The 16,801-nt window shown below is 35.8% G+C and carries 19 protein-coding genes; 14 read left to right on the top strand and 5 right to left on the bottom strand.

All coding sequences use genetic code 11. The features are described from left to right. Window positions 1-68: 68 nt before the first annotated feature. From AC6CHK_RS00430 to AC6CHK_RS00445, 4 genes are read right to left on the bottom strand one after another with little or no spacing between them, the layout of a single operon-like run. The gene (locus tag AC6CHK_RS00430) at window positions 69-755 is read right to left on the bottom strand and encodes an RluA family pseudouridine synthase (protein ID WP_498093863.1); all 687 of its coding nucleotides are present in this window, start codon (window positions 753-755) and stop codon (window positions 69-71) included. Beyond that, entirely contained in the window at window positions 755-1,081 is a 327-nt protein-coding gene (locus AC6CHK_RS00435; RefSeq protein ID WP_498092503.1) for a hypothetical protein, read from the bottom strand. Before AC6CHK_RS00435 ends, AC6CHK_RS00430 begins: the two co-directional genes overlap by 1 nt. Then, complete coding sequence (gene panB, locus AC6CHK_RS00440; RefSeq protein WP_498092505.1) at window positions 1,081-1,896, bottom strand: 3-methyl-2-oxobutanoate hydroxymethyltransferase; 816 nt, start codon at window positions 1,894-1,896, stop codon at window positions 1,081-1,083. Before panB ends, AC6CHK_RS00435 begins: the two co-directional genes overlap by 1 nt. A 58-nt stretch (window positions 1,897-1,954) precedes the next feature. Then, the gene (locus AC6CHK_RS00445; RefSeq protein ID WP_498092507.1) at window positions 1,955-2,668 is read right to left on the bottom strand and encodes a Crp/Fnr family transcriptional regulator; all 714 of its coding nucleotides are present in this window, start codon (window positions 2,666-2,668) and stop codon (window positions 1,955-1,957) included. Window positions 2,669-2,758: 90 nt separating this feature from the next. Here AC6CHK_RS00445 and AC6CHK_RS00450 point away from each other — a divergent pair, with 90 nt between their 5' ends. The 8 genes from AC6CHK_RS00450 (at window position 2,759) to AC6CHK_RS00485 (ending at window position 11,601) form a co-directional block, all read left to right on the top strand. Continuing rightward, the gene (locus tag AC6CHK_RS00450) at window positions 2,759-5,137 is read left to right on the top strand and encodes a heavy metal translocating P-type ATPase (RefSeq protein WP_498093865.1); all 2,379 of its coding nucleotides are present in this window, start codon (window positions 2,759-2,761) and stop codon (window positions 5,135-5,137) included. Between the two features lie 109 nt (window positions 5,138-5,246). Beyond that, window positions 5,247-5,468, top strand: coding sequence for a cbb3-type cytochrome oxidase assembly protein CcoS (gene ccoS / locus AC6CHK_RS00455; RefSeq protein WP_498092509.1), 222 nt, complete (start codon window positions 5,247-5,249; stop codon window positions 5,466-5,468). A 5-nt stretch (window positions 5,469-5,473) separates the two neighbouring features. Further along, window positions 5,474-7,735: a cytochrome-c oxidase, cbb3-type subunit I gene (gene ccoN / locus AC6CHK_RS00460; RefSeq protein ID WP_498092511.1), complete on the top strand. Its 2,262-nt coding sequence runs from the start codon at window positions 5,474-5,476 to the stop codon at window positions 7,733-7,735. 13 nt (window positions 7,736-7,748) lie between these two features. Beyond that, window positions 7,749-7,946 carry a cbb3-type cytochrome oxidase subunit 3 gene (locus AC6CHK_RS00465; RefSeq protein WP_498092513.1) on the top strand — a complete coding sequence of 66 codons (198 nt, stop codon included), beginning with the start codon at window positions 7,749-7,751 and terminating at the stop codon, window positions 7,944-7,946. Between the two features lie 10 nt (window positions 7,947-7,956). Then, entirely contained in the window at window positions 7,957-8,835 is an 879-nt protein-coding gene (locus AC6CHK_RS00470) for a c-type cytochrome (protein ID WP_498092515.1), read from the top strand. Window positions 8,836-8,928: 93 nt separating this feature from the next. Beyond that, on the top strand, window positions 8,929-10,383 hold the full coding sequence (gene ccoG, locus AC6CHK_RS00475; protein WP_498092517.1) for a cytochrome c oxidase accessory protein CcoG: 1,455 nt from the start codon (window positions 8,929-8,931) through the stop codon (window positions 10,381-10,383). Window positions 10,384-10,393: 10 nt separating this feature from the next. Beyond that, a complete protein-coding gene (locus AC6CHK_RS00480; RefSeq protein WP_498092519.1) occupies window positions 10,394-10,846 on the top strand; it encodes a FixH family protein in 453 nt (150 codons plus the stop codon). After that, on the top strand, window positions 10,837-11,601 hold the full coding sequence (locus AC6CHK_RS00485) for a sulfite exporter TauE/SafE family protein (RefSeq protein ID WP_498092521.1): 765 nt from the start codon (window positions 10,837-10,839) through the stop codon (window positions 11,599-11,601). The genes AC6CHK_RS00480 and AC6CHK_RS00485 overlap by 10 nt, the downstream gene beginning before the upstream one ends. Window positions 11,602-11,985: 384 nt before the next feature. On the opposite strand, the gene AC6CHK_RS00490 is transcribed toward AC6CHK_RS00485, so the two are convergent. Continuing rightward, the gene (locus AC6CHK_RS00490) at window positions 11,986-12,348 is read right to left on the bottom strand and encodes a helix-turn-helix domain-containing protein (RefSeq protein WP_498092523.1); all 363 of its coding nucleotides are present in this window, start codon (window positions 12,346-12,348) and stop codon (window positions 11,986-11,988) included. A gap of 277 nt (window positions 12,349-12,625) precedes the next feature. Here AC6CHK_RS00490 and AC6CHK_RS00495 point away from each other — a divergent pair, with 277 nt between their 5' ends. From AC6CHK_RS00495 to AC6CHK_RS00520, 6 genes are all read left to right on the top strand, one after another. After that, complete coding sequence (locus AC6CHK_RS00495; protein ID WP_498092525.1) at window positions 12,626-14,005, top strand: hypothetical protein; 1,380 nt, start codon at window positions 12,626-12,628, stop codon at window positions 14,003-14,005. Between the two features lie 11 nt (window positions 14,006-14,016). Next, window positions 14,017-14,583, top strand: coding sequence for a DUF6705 family protein (locus AC6CHK_RS00500; RefSeq protein WP_498092527.1), 567 nt, complete (start codon window positions 14,017-14,019; stop codon window positions 14,581-14,583). Next, window positions 14,583-15,149 carry a DUF6705 family protein gene (locus AC6CHK_RS00505; protein WP_498092529.1) on the top strand — a complete coding sequence of 189 codons (567 nt, stop codon included), beginning with the start codon at window positions 14,583-14,585 and terminating at the stop codon, window positions 15,147-15,149. Before AC6CHK_RS00500 ends, AC6CHK_RS00505 begins: the two co-directional genes overlap by 1 nt. Then, on the top strand, window positions 15,149-15,712 hold the full coding sequence (locus AC6CHK_RS00510; RefSeq protein ID WP_498092531.1) for a DUF6705 family protein: 564 nt from the start codon (window positions 15,149-15,151) through the stop codon (window positions 15,710-15,712). The genes AC6CHK_RS00505 and AC6CHK_RS00510 overlap by 1 nt, the downstream gene beginning before the upstream one ends. A 253-nt stretch (window positions 15,713-15,965) precedes the next feature. Continuing rightward, window positions 15,966-16,166 (top strand): hypothetical protein, encoded by a 201-nt coding sequence (locus tag AC6CHK_RS00515; RefSeq protein ID WP_498092533.1) that lies wholly within the window; start codon window positions 15,966-15,968, stop codon window positions 16,164-16,166. 14 nt (window positions 16,167-16,180) lie between these two features. Continuing rightward, window positions 16,181-16,798, top strand: a complete 618-nt coding sequence (locus tag AC6CHK_RS00520; RefSeq protein ID WP_498092535.1) for a hypothetical protein — start codon at window positions 16,181-16,183, stop codon at window positions 16,796-16,798. Window positions 16,799-16,801: the final 3 nt, after the last annotated feature.

Consider the following 16,801-nt stretch of genomic DNA (forward strand, 5'->3'; position numbering starts at 1 on the left):
TGGTGTGTGTTTTATATGTGCTAGTTCATTAATAATATGTGGCACATAATAAAATAATGAAAAAAAATCTATGTTTTATCTTCACAAGCTTTCCAGATTGGATCATTTTTTGGGACGGCTGCTGTAATCTCGATATTTTCCTTGGTGACAGGATGTATAAATTCCAGCTTTCTTGCATGAAGGTTAATTCCGCCATCGGGATTAGATCGCGGTGCACCATATTTAAGATCTCCTTTTATAGGAATTCCGGTTTTTGATAATTGGGCACGTATTTGATGATGCCTTCCTGTTTCAAGATCTATTTCTAAAAGCAGATAATTATCTAAAGTTTTAATAACATGATAAGTAAGGATTGCTTCTTTTGCACCTTCAGTTGCTTTTGGGAAAACAATTGCCTTATTATTTTTTTCATTTTTCTTTAAATAATGAATCAATCTTTGGCTTTGAGGAATCATTTCTTTAGCAACAACCGCCCAATATGTTTTCTTAACTTCCCTGTTTTTTACCATTTGTGTCAAACGGGAAAGAGCCTTTGAAGTTTTAGCATAAATCACTAATCCTGAAGTTGGCCGATCGATACGATGTACCAAGCCAAGAAAAACATTTCCCGGCTTAGCATCTCTTTTTTTTATAAAATTTTTAATAGAATCCAGCAACGATTCATCACCGGTTTTATCTCCCTGCACCAACTGCCCTACTTTTTTGTTGATAACTAAAAGATGGTTATCTTCATAGACAATCTGTTCTTCCATAATTACTTACGAAAACTTGGCCTGTTCGAAAACGAAATTATAACTCCCGCAAGCAAACCAATCGTTTTAATTGCCGAAAACTTAGAATCTATTGGTAAAAAAGCACCAACGATGCACAAACCTGCGGCCGCATACATCGGATAAATAAATTTGGGATTAGACAATAAAGGCGCCTGCAAAACAAAGCTTAAACCTATTAAAATATAAAATAACTTCCTGGAAAGCAGCTCATTAATCTCTGCTGAAAAAAAATCAAACCATCCTGCAAGCAAACATATAATTGCAAGAACGGATATAATACCTTGTGCTGTCTGTAAATTTTGTCTCATTAATAACTTTCATTTTGGTTAGGAAAATCTGCGCTTTTTACATCTTTCACATATTGAGCAACAGCTCCTGTGATTTCTGTATAAAGGTCAAGATATCTTCTTAAAAATTTTGGTGAAAAGCCTTTATTCATTCCCACCATATCGTGATAAACCAAAACCTGGCCGTCGCAATTGGGTCCTGCCCCGATTCCGATAGTTGGAATTGAAATACTTTCGGTTACTTTTTTTGCAAGCTCTGCAGGAATTTTTTCTAAAACAATCGAAAAACAACCTAATTCTTCCAAAAGTTGAGCATCGCTGATCAGTTTTTCGGCTTCTGCTTCATCTTTAGCTCTCACTTTATAGGTTCCGAACTGGTAAATCGATTGAGGCGTCAATCCCAAATGTCCCATCACCGGAATTCCCGCATTGATCATTTTTTTTATCGATTTTGAAATTTCCTTTCCGCCTTCAATTTTAACGGCGTGAGCGCCACCTTCTTTCATCATTCTTACGGCAGATTCCAATGCTTTGTCCGGATTGCTCTGATATGTCCCGAAAGGAAGATCCGCAACCACCAAAGCTCTTTCTATTCCTCGTACCACACTTTGAGTATGGTAAATCATCTGATCCAAAGTAATAGGCAATGTCGTTTCGAAGCCGGCCATTACATTGGCAGCAGAATCTCCGATCAAAACCGCATCTACTCCTCCCGCATCTACCATTTTTGCAGTCGTAAAATCGTAGGCAGTAAGCATCGTTATTTTTTCCTTATCGAATTTCATTTTTCGCAAGGTTTCAGTCGTTACTTTTTTAATTTCAGAGTGAACAGACATAATGTATGTGATTATTATAAGTTAAAAAGTCGGCTTTCGCCGACTTGTATTGTATGGTTTATAAAACTACGTGACCTAGTTTCATGAGTTTATCGTGATTCAGAATTTTGATATTTCTACCATCAACTTCGATAAGATTGTCCTGTTTAAATTCAGAAATTAATCTGATTGCACTTTCTGTAGCAGTTCCTATAATATTGGCAATTTCTTCTCTTGTTAAAGATATTTTAATAAAACCTTCCGGATCCGTTCCCAATTTTTGTTCTAAAAGAATTAAGATTTCAGCAAGTCTTTCTCTTACTGTTTTTTGTGCCAAAAAAGTAATCGTATTTGAAGACTCGCCAAGCTCGTAAGATATCTTCTGAAGCATGACAAATGACATTTGTGAATCTACTTCAAGCAAGTACATAAAAATCTCTGCAGGCAGAAAAATACATTCTACATCGGTCATTGCTTCAGCTTTAGCCTGAAAGTTTTCACCACAAAGCAAAGATCTGTAGCCAATGATATCTCCTTCCTTGATAAACCTTAAAATCTGGTCTTTTCCAAATGCTCCGGACTTAGAAAGTTTTGCTGCGCCCTTTTCTATAAAGTATATTCCTTTAGGCGTTTCTCCATCTTCAAAAATGACATCATGTTTTTGAAAGCTAAGCTTCTTTTTAGCATTCATGTATCTTTCAAAATCTGTATTGGAAAGCCTTTCCTTAAAGGATTTATCGTTAAAAACCCTGGCAAATCTTTCTTCAATGGCAATCTGTTGTTCCTGCGACATTTTAATATGACATTTATCACAAAAATAGAACATTTTAAATCGATAAACAAAAAAAATTGTTATAATTTTGTAAGTCAATAATTTATGAAGGTGAGCGAGAACTGTTTTCATTGTGGGCAAGACATAGAAAAGGAACGAATTCCTTTTGACGAAAAGATTTTCTGTTGCAATGGCTGCAAATCTGTCTACGAAATCCTGAATATCAACAATCTAAGTAATTTTTACGAACTCAATAAAACTGCAGGAATTCGCCCAAGCGACGAAAATTCTTCCCAGTTTGATTATCTCGATACACCCGAAATTTTTGACAAAATCACAGATTTTTCCGAAGGAAATACAAGTCTTGTGACCTTTAAAATTCCGGTGATTCACTGCTCATCATGTATTTGGCTTCTCGAAAGTCTGCATACCCTTCACAAAGACATCAATTATTCTCAAGTCAACTTTACACGCAAGAATCTGCAGATTTCTTTCAATCATAAAGATTTAAAATTAAGCGAATTAGCTAAATTCTTAACAAATCTCGGCTACAAACCCGCAATAAGTCTTGAAACAGCTGATAAAAACGAAGATCATTTAGACAAATCCCTGATCGTAAAATTGGCAATCGCCGGATTTGCGTTTGGAAACGGAATGTTCCTCGCCTTTCCAGAATATATTGGCGGTGAAGATGTTTGGATGCAAAACTACAAAGGTCTCTTCAGAACCTTGATGTTTCTTTTGGCTATTCCGGTTGTATTTTATTCAGCTTCAGATTATTACAAATCTGCATGGTACGGTTTGAAAAATAAAATCGTCAACATTGATGTTCCGATTGTTTTAGGAATTTTCGTTCTGTTTGGAAGAAGTGTTTATGAAGTTGTAACTGATTATGGACCAGGATATTTCGACACTTTATGTGGCCTTTTATTCTTTATGCTTTTGGGGAAAATATTCCAAAAAAGGACATACAGCTCGCTTTCATACGACAGAGATTACAAATCATTTTACCCGATTGCCGTAACTAAAGTTGATTTTAACGGAAAACAAAACAATATTTTACTTTCTGAAATCAAAATCGGTGACAGAATTTTAGTAAGAAATCAGGAAATCATTCCTGTGGATGCAATTTTGATTAATGGTGAAGGAAATATTGACAACAGCTTTATCACCGGAGAAAGTGAAAGCATCAGCAAGCAACCCGGCGATAAAATCTTTGCGGGTGGAAAGCAAATCGGCTCATCTCTGGAATTAGAAGTCATCAAAAATGTAGATCAGAGTTACCTGACGCAACTTTGGAACAAGGAAGCTTTTAAAAAACATGAAACCGGACTCGATACTTTAATCAATAATATCAGCAAATATTTTACATTTATCATCTTGGGAATTGCTCTGATTTCAGGGATTTATTGGTCATTTTTCGATCTGGAAAAAATGTTTCAGGTGATTTCGGCAATTCTGATTATAGCGTGTCCTTGCGCGCTGGCGCTTTCTTCGCCGTTTACTTTTGGTCATATTATGAGGATTTTAGGTCGAAATAAATTTTACGTAAAAGATACTTTAACCATTGAAAAAATCTCAAAAGTAGACGCTTTGGTTTTTGATAAAACCGGTACGATTACCCAAAGAAAAAAAACGAACATAAAATACGAAGGATCTGAAATTCAGGAATTTGACTTAATGAATATCAAAACTTTATTAAAAAACTCAAATCATCCGCTTTCAAAATCTTTGTATGAATTCATTGAGATTAATGACGATTATTTCCCGGTTGAAAATTTTGTTGAGATTTCAGGAAAAGGATATGAAGCCAGCGTTCGCGGAAATATATATAAAATCGGCTCGGCAAAATACAACGATCAAGTTTCAAAAAACCTTGAAACCGCTGTTTATGTCAGTAAAAACAATGAGTTTTTAGGAAAATTCATCTTTAAAAATGAATACCGCGAAAACCTTAAAAATCTTTTCAATAAACTGATTCATTATAAAATTTTCATTCTCAGCGGAGACAATTCGTCGGAAGAAAATCAATTAAAAGAAATCATTCCGAATGTAAGTTCAATGGCTTTCAACCAAAGCCCGGAAGACAAGCTGAATTATATTAAAAACCTTCAGGACGACGGCTTGAAAGTCATCATGCTTGGAGACGGCCTGAATGATGCCGGAGCTTTAAAGCAAAGCAATGTCGGAATTGCTATTTCAGATGATTCCAACTCGTTTACGCCATCTTCTGACGTCATCATGAACGGTGAAAAAGTAGCCCAGCTAGACAGTTATCTGAATGTTTGTAAAGGTTCTATGACGATTGTTAAATTAACATTCGCAATCAGTTTCCTTTACAATATTGTAGGTTTAAGCTTTGCAGTTACCGGGCATATGTCACCATTGTTTGCCGCGATTCTGATGCCGTTAAGTTCTATCACGGTGATTTCTTTCACTACCGTTTCGACCTGGATTTTGGGTCGGAAATATTTCAGAAAACAGGCGTAAAAGCCCTTATTTAGACTTATTTTAAATTAGCTGAAAGGCCTATTTCGTGATTAATGTCATTATTTTTCATTAAATTTGAACCCCGAAAATAGGTTAATTTTGTTGTCAAATGGATATTCTATATTTAATGATCCTGTGCAGTGTTTCTTTGGCTGCTGTTTTCCTGATTGTTTTTATAGTAAACGCCAGAAAAGGGCAGTTTGAAGATGATGAATCTCCGGCTGTAAGGATACTTTTTGAAGATGAAATAAAAGAGAAAAAAGATTCTGGCAACAAAGACAAACAAGAAGAAAAAGGAGAAAATAATAAAATTGAAGAAAAAAGTGAATAGTTGATATGGAGACACAAAAGTTTAGTTATGACAACAGTATTGTTCGGGCATTCCTTTATGCGACCGTAGTTTTCGCAATCATAGGGTTTTTGTTTGGGCTTACAGCTGCATTAATGCTTTTTTACCCAGAGCTTCCGGAATTTTTATTCGGAACCGATGACACTACGATTCAGAGTTTGAAAAGTGGTAATATTCAGGGGCTGATCAATACGAACGGTGCATTTGGGTTTGGTAGAATAAGAATGCTGCACACTACGACTGTTATTTTTGCTTTCGTATGTAACAGCGTATTTGTAGGAGTATATTACTCTTTACAAAGGCTATTAAAATCAAGAATGTACAGCGATACATTGTCATGGATCCATTTCTGGACATGGCAGATTATGATCATCGCTTCATATATTACGTTCTTTATGGGAATCAATACCTCTAAAGAATACGCAGAACATGAATGGCCTATTGATATTTTGATCGCATTCTCATGGATCGTTTTCGGTATCAATATGTTCTTAACAATTGCGAAGAGAAGAGTAAGACATTTATATGTGGCAATCTGGTTCTACATCGGTACTTGGATTGCAGTAGCAATGCTACACATTTTCAACAACCTTGAAGTTCCGTTAACTTTTACAGGCTGGAAATCTTATTCTGCATATGCAGGAGTAAAAGATGCCATCGTACAATGGTGGTATGGGCATAATGCAGTAGCATTTATCCTTACAACTCCGGTTTTAGGTTTGATGTATTACTTCTTACCAAAAGCGGCAGACAGACCGGTTTTCTCATACAAGCTATCTATTATTCACTTCTGGTCATTGATCTTTGTATATATCTGGGCTGGCCCTCACCACCTTCAGTATACAGCACTTCCGGCATGGGCTCAGGCAGTAGGAACAGGTTTCTCTATCATGCTTATTGCACCATCTTGGGGAGGTATGCTAAACGGTCTTCTTACCTTGAGAGGAGCTTGGGATAAAGTAAGAGAAAATCCGATTCTTAAGTTTTTCGTGGTTGCCGTTACCTGTTATGGTATGGCGACTTTTGAAGGTCCGCTTTTAGCAACAAAAAATATCAACAAAATCGGTCACTTTACTGACTGGGTTATTGGACACGTACATTTAGGTGCATTAGGATGGAATGGCTTTATGGCATTTGGGGTTATCTATTATTTGATCCCAATTCTTTGGAGAACCAAACTTTGGTCTGTAAAATTGGCTAACTGGCATTTCTGGTTGGGTACTTTAGGTATTATTTTCTATGCCGTGCCAATGTATATTTCAGGATTTACTCAGGGATTGATGTGGAAACAATTCAATCCGGACGGTACTCTATTGTGGAAAAACTGGCTGGATACCGTGACTGCAATTATTCCTTACTTTAAAATGAGATTCTTAGGAGGATTATTTTATCTGGCAGGAGGTATTTTGATGGTCGTAAACCTTGTAGCTACAGCAAGAAAAGGATCATTCCAAAGTGAAGTTCCGGCAGAAGCACCAGCTTTAGCAAATATCAGCAACAAACGTAAAGAAGGAGAAGGTACTCACCTTTGGCTTGAAAGAATGCCAATGTTATTGGGTATCCTTGCATTCATCACTATATCTATTGGTAGTTCAGTTGAAATTATCCCAACATTATCTCTTAAGAAAAGTGTACCTACCATTTCAGCGGTAAAACCATATTCTCCATTGGAGTTAGAAGGTAGAGATCTTTACATCCGTGAAGGCTGTAATGCCTGCCACTCTCAGATGGTAAGACCGTTCAGAGATGAGATTGTAAGGTTTAACGGTAAAAACGGACAATACTCAAAAGCAGGAGAGTTTGTCTATGACAGACCATTCCTTTGGGGATCAAAAAGAACAGGACCGGATTTGCACAGAGAAGGTGGCAAAAACCCAAGTTCTTGGCATTACAAGCACATGTATAACCCAAGATCTACATCGGCAGGTTCTATCATGCCTCGTTATCCTTGGCTGATTGCCAATAATCTTGACAGATCTCAAATGGTTGACAAAATGGTATTGATGAAAAAAGCTTTCGATGTACCTTATACAAAAGCTGAAATTGATTCTGCAGATAAATGGGCCGATAATCAGGCTTCGAAAATCGTAAAAGATATCTACTTTGAAGCAGCCGATTTGAAAGAGGCTTATGCTAAAAGACCGGCTGGCGAACTTGAGAAAAAAGAGATCATAGCACTTATCGCTTATCTTCAGAGATTGGGTACGGATATCAAAACGACAGAAATAAAAACAGCTAGTAATAACTAAACATTAAAAGCTCATGATTCCTCAGAACTTTAAAGATATAATATCCAATACCGAAAATGCAGGTTTGTATCAAACTTTGGCTCTGATTTTCTTTATGCTGTTCTTTGTTGCTTTGATTATTTATGTATTTAGCAGGCCTAAAAAATATTACAAAGAAGAAGAGCATGCACCTCTTGAGGATGATGAAGACGATTTTAATTTAAAAAATTAAACTATTTATTATGAAACAAAGAACACCGGTTTTTGTAAACATTTTAATAATAATAGGACTTCTTATAGTTTTTTATTATTTGTTTGTTCAAACCTACACGTTTTTAGCTTCACCGTATTTCTGGGGAACTGTTGTGATCAGTGCAATCTTGGCATACATCCACAGTGCAATCGGAGATCTGGTTGAAAACAATAAATTTAAAAAACTGTCTGCAGAAGAAAAGGCTGCATATTTATCGGAAAAGAAAATTCCGTATCTCAAGAGATTATATGATGCTGCGTTTAAGAAGCAATCTGAAACGGAAGAAAAAGATATCCTTATCGATCACGGTTTCGACGGTATCATGGAGCTTGATAATCAATTGCCAAAATGGTGGGTGGGATTATTCTGGTTCGGAACAGTATTTTGTATAGTTTATATTTGTGCATACTCTTTTACAGATTTTGCACATCCTATCAACGAATACGAAGTAGAATACAAAGAGCAAACGGCGGCTATTGCAAAATATCTTGAAGATCAGCCACCGGTAACTATAGAATCTGCAGTATTCTCTGAAGACAATATTGCGGCTGGTGAAGAAATCTTCAAAAGCAACTGTGTATCTTGTCATTCAGATGGAGGTAAAGGAGGTATCGGACCAAACTTAACAGATAATTTCTGGCACAATCAACCTGAGAAAACATTATTCAAAAACGTATTCCATATTGTTGAAAATGGTGTTACAGGTACAGCAATGCAGGCTTGGGGTAAAAATGGCGTATTAACAGGCACAGACATCCAAAATGTTGCAGCCTATGTATACCACATCAACCAGGAACTGCCACCAATCACTCCTGCTAAAGGCGGCGCACCGGCATACGGTGATGAAGCAAAGTGGGAAAAACAGTAAGTAAAAAATTAAAAAATATATGATTAAACATAATTTGTTATTAGATAAAAATAGTAACGGATTATGTTTTTTCTTTTTTAAACCAACTAAAAAATGTCAAAAATAGAAGACGGTATTACACGCGGCGGACAGGGGCAGGTTTTAGATCCTGAGACTTATAGAGATTCTATAGGTACAATGGAAAAATCCGGAAAGAGAAAGTGGGTTTTTCCTAAGAAACCAAAAGGTAAATACACCAATTACAGAGATATAGTCAGCTATCTTTTATTGATTATATATTTTGCAGTTCCATTTATTAAGATCAACGGAAACCCGTTCTTATTATTCAATGTGATCGATAGAGAGTTCTTCATCGTAGGACAGCCTTTCTATCCGCAGGATTTCTTTATCCTTACTTTAGGAGCTATTGCTTCCTTGATATTCATTATCATTTTTACGATTGCATTCGGAAGAATTTTCTGCGGGTGGATATGCCCTCAGACAATTTTTATGGAATCTATATTTCGTAAAATAGAATATTTGATTGAAGGAGACAGAAACAAGCAAATGAGGCTGGACAGACAAGAATGGAACAGCGAAAAGATCTGGAAGCGAAGTCTTAAATGGTCCATTTATGTAGTGATTTCTTTAATCATTACCCACTTCATGTTTATGTACATTGTAGGCTACGAGCAGGTAATAGAGATTGTATCCGACGGGCCATTTGCCCATCCCACCAATTTTATGGTGATGATTCTCTTTACGGCGGCATTCTATTTTGTGTTTGCGTGGTTCAGGGAGCAGGTTTGTACGCTGGTTTGCCCATACGGAAGATTGCAGGGTGTTTTGATTGATAAAGAAACCATCAATGTATTTTACGATTACAACCGTGGCGAAAACAGATCAAAGTGGCGAAAAGGTGAAGACCGGAAGGCCGCAGGAAAAGGAGACTGTATCGATTGTGACCAGTGTGTTGTCGTTTGTCCGACAGGGATTGACATCAGAGACGGACAACAGCTGGAATGCATCAACTGTACAGCCTGTATCGATGCCTGCGATGAAGTAATGGAAAAGGTAGGTTTACCAAAAGGACTTATCAGATATGCTTCTGAAAAGGAGATTGAAGAAAAGGCGACTTTTAAGTTTACCGGAAGAATGAAAGGTTTTGCTATAGTTTTAGTTCTCTTGGCAGCGTTTTTAGGATTCCTTCTTTCCAGCCGAGGCGAAATGGAAGCTAAGTTTATTAAGCCTGCGGGAAGCACATTCTTTGTAAGGGAAGGGAAAATCACCAATACCTACAATTATACTTTCCTGAATAAGACCAACGACAAGAAGATCGTTACCATCAAAGTAATGGAGCCCGCAAAAGGGGAAATAAGCTACAGTGCATCAAGCAAAATCATTGTGGAAAGAGACAAAATCACCAAAGGAACCGTGAATATCAGTTTCCCTGAAGATGCAATGAAGCTCTCAAAGCAAAATATCACTATAGGCGTTTATGATATGAAGGGGAAACTTGTAGACTCTTATCAGACCTATTTTGAAGGGCCATTTAAATTACAATTTTAATTTATTTATTATGAAAAATTTCACTTGGGGGCACGGCATTTTTTTAGCATTAGCCTCATTTATTATATTTATCTTATCGATGTTGTTCCTATTTCCAAACGGACAAAAAAACTCCGAAATGGTAACTGAAAACTATTACGAAGAAGAGCTGGAATATCAGTCTGTAATCGATGCCAAGAAAAGAGCAGATACATTACAGGAAAAACCGGCGTATTCTCAGAATGCAAGCGGGATGACACTTACTTTCCCAAAAAGCATCAACAATGCCAACTCAAATGTAAAGTTTGTGCTGAACAGATCAGACGATCAAAATCTTGATATAAAGAAATCTGTACAGCTGGATGCCAACCAATCATTTACCATTCCGGCAAATGTTCTGACGAAAGGAAACTATACCTTGCGCCTGATGTGGACTAAAGATAAAACAGACTACCGTCTCGACTATGATGTGATATGGAAATAGCACTTATTGTATCGGCAATTGCTTTAGGTTTTGCTTCCGGTTTTCACTGTATCGGAATGTGCGGCCCTATTGCCTTGTCGATGGGATTGACCAAGAAGCAGGCTACCAACTTTTACCTTCAGAATCTTACGTATCAGTTTGGAAGAATCTTTACTTATGCTTTTCTGGGCGGGATATTAGGAATCATAGGTGAAGGCTTCGAAATGGCAGGTTTTCAGCAATATCTAACGATTGCTGTCGGAGTTCTTTTAATTGTAATGGCTGTTTTTTCTTTTGGAGGAAAAGATTTTGCTTCAAAAATACCTTTCTTTTCTAAGTTTTTGTTCTCCGTAAAAATGAATTTAGGAAAGCTTTTGCAAAAAGCAGATTACCGCTCAAGATTCACGACAGGGCTTCTCAATGGTTTTTTACCTTGCGGCATGGTGTATATGGCTCTCACAGCAAGTCTGGCAAGCGGCGGCATCTGGCAGGGAGCTTTATATATGGCTTTGTTCGGATTGGGAACCCTTCCATTTATGTTTGCGGTTGTTTTGGTCGGAAATCTGATGAATCAGGCATTCAGAGTAAAGGTTTTGAAGGCCATTCCTGTCGTGATGATCATTCTTGGCGGATTGTTTGTCATGAGAGGCTTAGAACTCGGCATTCCCTATATTTCGCCACGAGCTGAAGCGATGACGATCTCTAAAGACAACAACGGCGAATGTCATTTGCCGGGAGATCACAGCACGCATCCACATAATGCGAACTGCCACTGATTAATTTTCGAAGGTACGCTTGAAGTACATACCCTTCAACCTAATATCCAACCTTACAGGTTTCCAAAATCTGTTAGGTTTAGTTTAATTAGCAAGAAAAATATACTACACTAGATAGAAGACCGAGTATACTAAAGCAAAAATGTACTAGACTAGACAAAAGACCAACTATACTATACTTAAAATGTACTAAACTAGCTAAAAGACCGAGTATACTAGAGTAAAGATGTACTACAATAGATAAAAGAACAACTACATTAGACTAAAAATGTACTATACTAAACAAAAGACCAACTATACTAGGCTAAAAATGTAGTATACTGTAAAGAAAATGTAAATCTACTCGAAGGACGCTGTCTTTTCAACAGAGTTTTACGGCTGAGATTATTTCTGAGATCTTAAAAGACGTATTTCCTCTTTCAGCTCCTGAAGCTGCCCCTTTAATTCTTTGATGCGCTCTTCGTATTGCTCGATAAGCTTTTCAGAAGCATTAATTGCTGCATAATTCTGTGCAACTGCTATTTCGTTGTTATTTTGATTTATGGTAATATTATCACCGGACAAAAAATCAAGAACACTTACGTCCAACACTTTTGCAATATCTTCTACCTGTTGAAGATCGGGCTTGCTTTTATCATTTTCAAAATTGGAGTATGTTTCTTGAGATACACTCAGCACTTCAGCAAGATATTCCTGCGTAAAGTTTTTGGTCATCCTCGCTTTTTTCAGCTTTTCCCCTAATGTCATATTACAAAAGTATTTTTATCAAAAATACATACTTTTTTTTCTTTAGGAAAATAATACCAAAACAAGTAAATTATTACTGTATTGTATCTGAATGAATTAAATATATTTACAAAACAATAAATAAACCATTATTTAAATTCTAAAAACACAGCTTACTATTGAAAAAATTTATTGAAACTATGAATAAGGCATCGAAAAATTTCGGTGCCTTATTATATATAAACATTTAATAAATAAAAAAAACGTATATTTAGTTTCTAACTAACACAAAAAAATTATGAGAAAAAAAATTACTCTCGGGCTTTGCCTGCTCACGGCTATACTGCTGTCAATCTACTCCTGTCGTACAGACGAAGACTATCTCAAAAACAAAGATGCTGCTGCTCAATCTAAAAAGTTTTCGGTATTCACCTCCAAAGACAACCAGCCCGTCAACTATGCAGACGGCTTCAGAACGCTTCTCGAGCGACATGATGAGATCAATGGAGAGCAGCATACCGTAAAAGCCATGAAAAACGCATTGTCAAAGTCTTCTGATGTGAGCGGCGAGTATGCAGAGTTCAACATCCGCTCTCAGGATATCATCGTTCATGAAAATGACCGATATATTCTTTTTCCTTTTATTAAAAACTACAAGGTAGAAGGCATTGTAGCTGCTATTCTAAAAGATGATGAAACAAAAGTAGATTTTGTAAAAGTAGACCTACAAAGTGATTATTATCAAAAGATACTGGAACAGTTCAGGGAACAATATCAGAAAAGCACTTCACAAAATAAATCTGCCAATAAAGGTGTAGACGGTCCTTGTGGGTTTCCCGGAGCTCCGCCATGTGATATTGACGTTGTGATCATTACCATTGGCAATCCTCCGAATCCGAACGATGGTAGCGGATGGGACGGTTTTCCACCGGGTGGAAGCATTTCGTCGGGAGAGTGCAGCAAATTTCAGGACTGTCTTCATAATGATTTTCTAAACGGTGGTGGAACAAATAATCCTACGGATTCTACGCAGACTCCTAAAACACCATGTGAGAAAACAAAAGCAATAGTAAATAAACCACAAATACAAGATTCTCTTACTTCTTTCAAAAATCACGCACAAACTAATTCAAAGAACGAAAAAGGCTTTCAGGAATTGAAAAGTGGAACTTTACAGCCAGGCTCTGTAAGTGACAATAATCAGATTTTCTTTGGGATAGGCTCTAATTCTTTAGGAACCGTACATACACATCAGCCTGAAACAATTGGTATTTTTGCACCAAGAGACATTATGACTTTTTTAGATATTGTGAGAGAACAAGATGCTAATGCACTTGAGAATGCCTACAGTGGCACTGTTTCTTCTACTGGAACTTATTTTATTAACTTTACAGGAATGGTATCTGATTTGCCTCCTGAAATGGCGGAAGCTCAGCAAGAAGCTTATGTAAGCAATTTGGTAACAGATTATAAAGATCTATGTAACTTATTATTACAAGCAGAAGGAAAAAAAATAAATCAGCAATTATCAAATCAAGGTTTGGAAAAACTTTTTAATTATTTAATAAACACAATGGGATTAAATGGTAAAATAACTCTCATCAAAGAAGAAAATGGAAATACTTCCACAATAGAATTTAATCCGGATGGAAGTCCAAAAATCCCAAATCCTTGTTAAAACAAAACATTATGAAAAATAACGCATTCTTATACTTACTAATTTTATTATTTTCAATTAGTTGTAAAGCACAACAGTATCCATTAAATACAAACTACAGAACAATTCCTGATAATTCTTACATAAAGGATGTAAATAATGAGTATAATAAATTTATTGGAACTTGGAAAACTATTATCAATAACAAAGAAATAGATTTATCCATAAGTAAAGAAGAAAATAGAAGTATAACATTATTTAATAGACATTTTTACAAAGATGTTTTATTAATTAGATATAAAGTTTTAGTAAATGATCAAATTGTTGAAAATACAATGAACTATTCAAATGATGTTGTCAATACAATTAGTATGGGGACACAGATTGATGGTTCGGTTCTCTTTGATTACAAAGGATTAAAATGTTTAGTAGGAAATGGTTTTATTAATCTTGAATATATTGATTCCACACATTTAAAATGGAATTATCAACCTCAATCTACGGTAATTACAAATAAAAACTGTTCTGATTACCCGGCTGGAGGTATAAAAATAAATTTACCAGATGAGCCTGAAGATATAATTTTCACTAAACAGTAATGAAAAATAAAGCATTCTTATACTTATCAATTATTTTAATTTCAATGAGTTGCAAATCACAGCAATATCCATTAAATGTAGATTTTACAACAATTCCAAATGGTTCTTACATAAAAGATACAAACAATGAATATAATAAATTTGTTGGAAATTGGAAAGCATCTATCGGAAATAAAGAAGTCTATCTATATATCACAAAACAAGAAAATAAACCAACAAATCGTATTACTAAGACATTTTTTAAAGATGTTTTGCTACTTAAATATAAGGTTTTGGTCAGTAATCAATTAATGGAAAGTACGCTTGATCTTTCTAATGATAACATTAACATTGTTAGCCTTAGAGTAGGCATTGACGGTTCAGTTTCCTTTAGTTATACAGGAGGAAAATGTGGTGTAGGATGGGGTACAATTAATATAGCCTATATTGATTCCTCGCATTTGAAATGGAATTATCAACCACAATCTTCAATGTTAACTAATAAAAACTGTCCTGATTATCCTGCCGGAGGTATAAAAATAAATCTACCTGATGAACCAAATGATATAATCTTTACAAAACAATAGTGAGAGGTTTACTAAAAATTTTAGGAATTTTTGTTGTGTTTTCTTGTAACGCACAACAAATTTACCCGCTGAAAACGGATCATACAGAAATTCCTCAAAATTCTTATCTAAAAGATTTAAATAATGAGCTTATTCCTTATGAAGGAACATGGAAAGGAACATGGGACAACAAAACAATTTTTATCTATTTTAAAAGGATAAAAAAATATTTGGATCACAAAGAAAATAATCCATATTATAAAGACCTCCTAATCGGAAAGTTTAAAGTTTTAGACTCATCAGGAAATATATTATTTGACAATACTGGCTTACCTGATAATGACACTAAAATTGAAGGTGGAGGATTTATTAAAAATACTGAAAAATATCTTTCACATTATAATGATTTTGATATTTGTGGGTTGAATGGATCTATAAGAATTAATTTTACAGATACGACCAAAACAAAATTAAATTGGCAATTTTCGGATATGACAGATATTATCACTCCTGATTGTCTCTATTATAATGCAAATCCATTTCCGCAACCGTTGCCTGCAAATATTGTTTTGTTAAAACAATAACAAAAAACCTCCAATTGGAGGTTTTTTAAGTTAATGCTTATTAAATATTAAAGGTTGAACGCATTGTAGCCTCCATTCTAAAAGATAAAAAGTAGATTTTGTAAAAGTAGACCTGCAAGGTGATTATTATCAAAAAATACTGGAACAGTTCAAAGAACAATATCAGAAAAGCACTTCACAAAATAAATCTGCCAATAAAGGTGTAGACGGTCCTTGTGGGTTTCCCGGAGCTCCGCCATGTGATATTGACGTTGTGATCATTACCATTGGCAATCCTCCGAATCCGGACGATGGTAGCGGATGGGACGGTTTTCCACCGGGTGGAAGCATTTCGTCGGGAGAGTGCAGCAAATTTCAGGACTGTCTTCATAATGATTTTCTAAACGGTGGTGGAACAAATAATCCTACGGATTCTACGCAGACTAAAACACCGTGTGAGAAACAAAAGCAATAGTAAATGATCCTCAATTGAGATCAAAAATTGACAGTTTAAAAGAATTCTCGCTGACAGCAGAGGATGATGAAAAAGGCTTTCAACAGGATAAATCCGGAAGTGTGAAGCCTGCATACGTCAACGGAAAGCATCACGTAAAATTTATTGTTGATCAAAATTCTTTGGGAGGCATCCACAGCCATACTCTAAATGGAGAGCATATGTTTTCTCCGAGAGATATCATAAGCTTCCTGAGTTTTGCGCGGGTGCAAAACCATACCTTGCCGGCGGGAAGTACTGCCGACCATACAGGAAATGCTTTTTTAGCAATGATCTCTCAATCGGGAAGTTATTTTATTACCTTTAATGGCGGAAGTGGTGATATGCCACCACCAATGACGGAAGCTGAAGAAGATGCTTTGGAAATAAAATTGAATGATGAATATAAAAAAATTATTATAAAACTATTAAAAGCAGAACAAAAATCTTCTTGGGATACCTTATCTGAAAAAGGATTACAAAAACTATTCTTTGCTATCATAAAAAAAATGGATCTTGAAGGAAAGGTAAATCTTATACAACAAGATGGTAGTAGCACTTCTACCATACAACAAAACCCTGACGGAACAATAAAAGAACCAACACCTTGCTAATTT

The sequence above is a fragment of the Chryseobacterium sp. GQ58 genome (genome assembly GCF_059758895.1).

Excerpts from the sequence above, each read along its gene's own strand:
- ccoG (WP_498092517.1), top strand. The coding sequence starts at position 8,929 with ATGTCAAAAATAGAAGACGGTATTACACGCGGCGGACAGGGGCAGGTT.
- AC6CHK_RS00495 (WP_498092525.1), top strand. The coding sequence starts at position 12,626 with ATGAGAAAAAAAATTACTCTCGGGCTTTGCCTGCTCACGGCTATACTG.
- AC6CHK_RS00465 (WP_498092513.1), top strand. The coding sequence starts at position 7,749 with ATGATTCCTCAGAACTTTAAAGATATAATATCCAATACCGAAAATGCA.
- ccoN (WP_498092511.1), top strand. The coding sequence starts at position 5,474 with ATGGAGACACAAAAGTTTAGTTATGACAACAGTATTGTTCGGGCATTC.
- AC6CHK_RS00470 (WP_498092515.1), top strand. The coding sequence starts at position 7,957 with ATGAAACAAAGAACACCGGTTTTTGTAAACATTTTAATAATAATAGGA.
- AC6CHK_RS00490 (WP_498092523.1), bottom strand. The coding sequence starts at position 12,348 with ATGACATTAGGGGAAAAGCTGAAAAAAGCGAGGATGACCAAAAACTTT.
- AC6CHK_RS00445 (WP_498092507.1), bottom strand. The coding sequence starts at position 2,668 with ATGTCGCAGGAACAACAGATTGCCATTGAAGAAAGATTTGCCAGGGTT.
- panB (WP_498092505.1), bottom strand. The coding sequence starts at position 1,896 with ATGTCTGTTCACTCTGAAATTAAAAAAGTAACGACTGAAACCTTGCGA.
- AC6CHK_RS00435 (WP_498092503.1), bottom strand. The coding sequence starts at position 1,081 with ATGAGACAAAATTTACAGACAGCACAAGGTATTATATCCGTTCTTGCA.
- AC6CHK_RS00500 (WP_498092527.1), top strand. The coding sequence starts at position 14,017 with ATGAAAAATAACGCATTCTTATACTTACTAATTTTATTATTTTCAATT.
- ccoS (WP_498092509.1), top strand. The coding sequence starts at position 5,247 with ATGGATATTCTATATTTAATGATCCTGTGCAGTGTTTCTTTGGCTGCT.
- AC6CHK_RS00505 (WP_498092529.1), top strand. The coding sequence starts at position 14,583 with ATGAAAAATAAAGCATTCTTATACTTATCAATTATTTTAATTTCAATG.
- AC6CHK_RS00485 (WP_498092521.1), top strand. The coding sequence starts at position 10,837 with ATGGAAATAGCACTTATTGTATCGGCAATTGCTTTAGGTTTTGCTTCC.
- AC6CHK_RS00480 (WP_498092519.1), top strand. The coding sequence starts at position 10,394 with ATGAAAAATTTCACTTGGGGGCACGGCATTTTTTTAGCATTAGCCTCA.